The sequence below is a fragment of the [Mycobacterium] manitobense genome (assembly GCF_025821665.1).
GTDB classification, from domain to species: Bacteria; Actinomycetota; Actinomycetes; order Mycobacteriales; family Mycobacteriaceae; genus Mycobacterium; species Mycobacterium arseniciresistens.
Map to the genome: position 1 here is coordinate 1 of NZ_JACKSJ010000014.1, position 4,346 is coordinate 4,346.

Below are 4,346 nucleotides of genomic sequence, written 5' to 3' on the forward strand. Positions count from 1 at the left end.
CGCCGCGCCGTTGGCGCCGCCCGTGCCCGTCGTTCCGCCGGTCGCCCCACCAGTCGTCCCACCGGTGCCGGCCGCGCCTCCCGTGCCGCCCGTTCCCCTCGTCCCACCGGTTCCGGTCGTGCCGCCGGTGCCGGCAGGCGCCCCCATCGCCGCACCTGCGGCCGGAGGCGCTCCGCTCCTCGAAATGGGCGGTCTGGGCGGAAAGGGTGTGCCGACCGGAAAGACCGCCGCGGGTGCGCCGATTCAGGCAGCACCTGTGGACAAGGCCGTCCTCGTGAGGTAGCGCGGCGTCTCCGCGCCCACTCCCGGGTCACATGGTGTGCTGTGCACGCCATGTGGCCCGGATTCCGTTGTGCCAGAACGTGTGCGGACACGTTCGGGACACCTTGGATCCGGGGTCGCTACTCCTGCACAATAACCGGATCGCCGACGCTGACGGTGTCGAAGTACCACTCCGCCGCGGCCGGCGCCAGGCTGATGCAGCCGTGACTGACGTTCTCGAGCCCCATCGAGTTGACGGCCCACGGCGCGGAATGCACGAAAAGTCCACGGCTGGTGAATCGCACGGCATCCTCCACCTCGAGCAGATAGCCGTCGGGGTCGGTGACCGGGATTCCGACGCTGCTCGAATCCATGACCACCACCGGATCTTTCGCCAGGACACTGTAGGTGCCGACAGGGGTCGGGTACTCCGGCCGGCCCATCGTCGCCAGCAGCACGCCCTCCTCGCCAAGGCGGGGCAGGTGGTGGGGCGCGGGTAATCTGAACGGCGAATCCGCCCCCACCCCGTCGATGGTCACGGTGAACGTGTGATCCGAGAGGTCGGCGACCCCGACGACGGCGGGGCCGGTCTCGAACAGAGTCAGTTTGCCGTTCACCGACAGGGCGACCGTGCTGTGCGACGGCCAGAACTGGTCCGGAATCCACTGCACAACATGATCGTCGAGCCACTCGAATCTGCCGGTCCTGGCGGGCGTCGACGTGATCCGCAGTGCCCGCTCGGCGGCAGCGCGGTCGGCGATCGGCCCACCGAAGGTGACCACCACCGGATGCGCGACTCCGACGCGCGCGCCACGGGTCGGCGCGACGGATTCGACAGCGCCGGACATGGGCAGACTGACCGCTGCGGTGTCGACGTCGGGTGAGCCCCCGAGCACGGCCGCGCCGGCCACCACCACCGGTAGGACAAGTTGGACGACTGCCCGCATCTACTCGAACCCCTGTCATCACGCGCGATCTTGAACGCTGCCATCTTACGGGCGCGTCAACGGTCGAACCTTGCGGCGCGCGTTGATGATTCGGTCAAGCATTGATCACGGTTCGGCCACAGCGGCGAGACCTGGCGGTCGCCCGTCGACCGGGTGTCACCGGGGCTGTCCGGCCACCTCGGCGATCGCCGAGGCGAACTCCTCCGGCGCCTCCTGGGGCACGTTGTGGCCGATGCCGTCGAGGATGCGGTGCTGGTACCAGCCGGTGTAGAGCGCCCGGTAGGCAGCGCCGTCCTTAGCCGCGCCGTCGAAGTCGCTGGCGATGGTGATGGTCGGGATAGTGACCGCAGGACGGCCGGCCAGCCGGGACTCGTCGGCGTCGAACCGGGACTCGCCGGGTGCGAGGCCCAGCCGCCAGCGGTAGTTGTGGATGACGATGTCGGCGTGGTCGGGGTTGTCGAACGCGGCCGCGGACAGGTCGTAGGTGGCGTCGGTGAACTTCCACTCCGGCGATGCGAGCTGCCAGATCAACTTGTTGAAGTCATGGGTGTTCTCCCGATAGCCGGCCTCTCCGCGAGGTGTCGCGAAGTAGTACTGATACCACCAGCCGTACTCCGCCTTCGGCGGCAGGGGTTCACGGTTCGCCGCCAGATTCACCGTGATGTAGCCGCTGACGGCGACGAGTCCCGCACACCGTTGCGGCCGCAGCGTCGCGACGACGTTGGCGGTGCGGCCGCCCCAGTCGTAGCCGCCGAGGATCGCGGCGGGAATCTGCAGGGCGTCCATCAGGCTGATCACGTCGTGCGCGAGCGCGGCCTGCTGACCGTTGCGAACGGTATCCGCAGACAGGAAGCGGGTGCTTCCGAAGCCGCGCAGGTACGGCACGATGACCCGGAAGCCTTGGCCGGCGAGCAGGGCGGAGACGTCGGCGTAGCTGTTGATGTCGTACGGCCAGCCGTGCAGCAGGATCACGGGGCGCCCATCCGGCGGGCCGGCCTCGGCGTATCCGATGTCGAGATCGCCGGCGTCGATCTGCTTGACCGGGCCAAGCCGGTGCGCCGGCGCAGTTGGGGGACCGGGCTCGGCCGGTGCGGACGTGCATGCCGCGAGCGCGGTCGCCCCGGCGGCCAGTGTCGCGAGGCGACCGAAGTGCCGTCTGTTCAGAGCGTTCATGTGAACCATCCGACCCCACGGCGGGCATCGCGTCCAACGATTGTCATGAATTGATGACATCTATCAAACAGATACGATGATCCGCGTGGAGTTGCGCCAGGTCGAGCACTTCCTTGCCGTCGCCGCCGAGTTGAGCTTCACGCGGGCGTCAGCACGAGTCCACGTCGTGCAGTCGGCACTGTCGACGTCGATCGCGAAGCTGGAACGCGAGCTCGGGGTCGAGCTGTTCGACAGGACGCGGCAGCGGATCAGCCTCACCCCGGCCGGTGAGCGGTTCCGTGTACACGCGCACGCCGTAATGCAGGTCACCCGCGCCGCCACCGATTCGGTCGCCGAGTACCGCGGCGCACTCGCCGGCACCATCGAGTTCGGATCACTCGTCTCCTACGGTCCGGTGGACGTCCCCGGTGCGCTCGGCGAGTTCCATCGTGCCCACCCGTTCGTGCGACTTCGACTGCGGCTCAGCCAAACCGGCTCTTCTGCCTACCTCGCTGCGCTCATGGAGGGCTCGCTGGACCTCGCGCTGGTGTCGGTGCCCAACCGATTCCCACCGCAACTCGACATGCGATTGCTCTTCGAGGATCCGATGGTCTTCGTGTGTCGTCGTGACCATCCCATGGCCGGGCGGCGACGACTCCACCTCGCGGACGTCGCGGGCGAGGATCTCGTCGGCTTTCCGCCGGGATTCGGGGTCCGCCGCCTGATGGACGACGCCTGCCACGCTGCAGGCGTCTCCGCGCGGACGTCCTACGAGGTCCCCGCCGGGTTCGCCGCCATGGCCGACCTGGTGGGCAGCGGGCTGGGCACGGCGTTCATGCCGTCGTCGGAGGCGCAGCAGTTCACTCATCTGCATGGCGTCGATCTGGCCGACGCCGTGTCGTGGAAGGTGTACCTCGCAGCACCGCCGGTGGATCGCAGCACCCCGGCGACCGCCCGGTTGGCCGAGATCCTGTTCGCCGCGGCTGTCTCCGCCCGACAGGCGACGACGGGCCGCAAGGCCGGGCCGACGAGCGGCTGACAGCCCGGCGATCACCTGGCGAAACACCCCTCCGCAACGCCACCGCTGAGTGGCATCTTCGGCGGCCGATCGCTGCGACGCCAGCGTCCCGCGCGCGACACGCTGTCGGCGCCCGAGAGCCGCTTCGGCGGACGGACGGAACCGGCGAGCGGTCACAGCAATACCTCGTGCATCCGGTGCGGCGGTCAGACCGCCGGGGGAATCCTGCGCGCCGGCGCTGGTGCCGGGGTGGGGACGGGTCGCCGGACATCGAGCGTTGCCTGCAACCAAGAACTTCTCGGCATTTCGTAGCGGTGATGAAGAACAGCAAATGACAACGTGTCGCGGCTCGCAACCGTCTCCGGCTGGTTCCCTGAAACTCGACGCGTATCCGTGGCAAAACGGACACGCGGGGCCCGTTCCTCTCTAGGATTTGCACCGTCGGACGTACGATAAATCGGTAGCCGTGATGGTGACGATCCGAGCTTGACCGACGCTTGTTCGCTGATGCATCAAACACGTTGTGAATCAACACAAATTGTTCCAGCCTGCTGGAACCCCGGCGGTGAAGCTGTCCGCAAATAGTTGCATTCGCAAATTTGACGCGCTACCGCGAGTAGCGATATTCGTTAACTAACGACAACTAATGGCTTTTATTTCGCAAAGCCTTGCGATCGAACCATAAGGCGTGTTACAGCTACTGCCATGGCCACAGATTGGTCCAAGATCGGCCCGGTCAGTTATTTCGCTGACGTCAATATCGGGATTCGGCGCGGCCCGCGGATTCCCTTCGCCGGCGTGCCTGTCGCCTCGCGCTCTGACGTCGGCGGGGACGACAGCACCCGGGGCCGGACGTGATCGATCAGAAGTGCGTCGATGTCCGGCCCAAGGCGCGCCGTCGAGTCGGCAAAGGGCTCGGCGTCCCACACATGTGACACGAACGTTCAGGGGGAGTCTCGGTGAATTCC

At 67.3% G+C, this 4,346-nt stretch carries 3 protein-coding genes; 1 reads left to right on the forward strand and 2 read right to left on the reverse strand.

All coding sequences use genetic code 11. The annotated features are described in order from the left end of the window. Positions 1–401: 401 nt before the first annotated feature. Positions 402–1,208: a L,D-transpeptidase gene (locus tag H7I41_RS00825; protein WP_264010651.1), complete on the reverse strand. Its 807-nt coding sequence runs from the start codon at positions 1,206–1,208 to the stop codon at positions 402–404. A gap of 156 nt (positions 1,209–1,364) precedes the next feature. Continuing rightward, positions 1,365–2,381: an alpha/beta fold hydrolase gene (locus H7I41_RS00830; RefSeq protein WP_264010652.1), complete on the reverse strand. Its 1,017-nt coding sequence runs from the start codon at positions 2,379–2,381 to the stop codon at positions 1,365–1,367. 85 nt (positions 2,382–2,466) lie between these two features. Between H7I41_RS00830 and H7I41_RS00835 the strand changes: the two genes are divergently transcribed. Then, positions 2,467–3,399: a LysR family transcriptional regulator gene (locus H7I41_RS00835; protein ID WP_264010653.1), complete on the forward strand. Its 933-nt coding sequence runs from the start codon at positions 2,467–2,469 to the stop codon at positions 3,397–3,399. Positions 3,400–4,346: the final 947 nt, after the last annotated feature.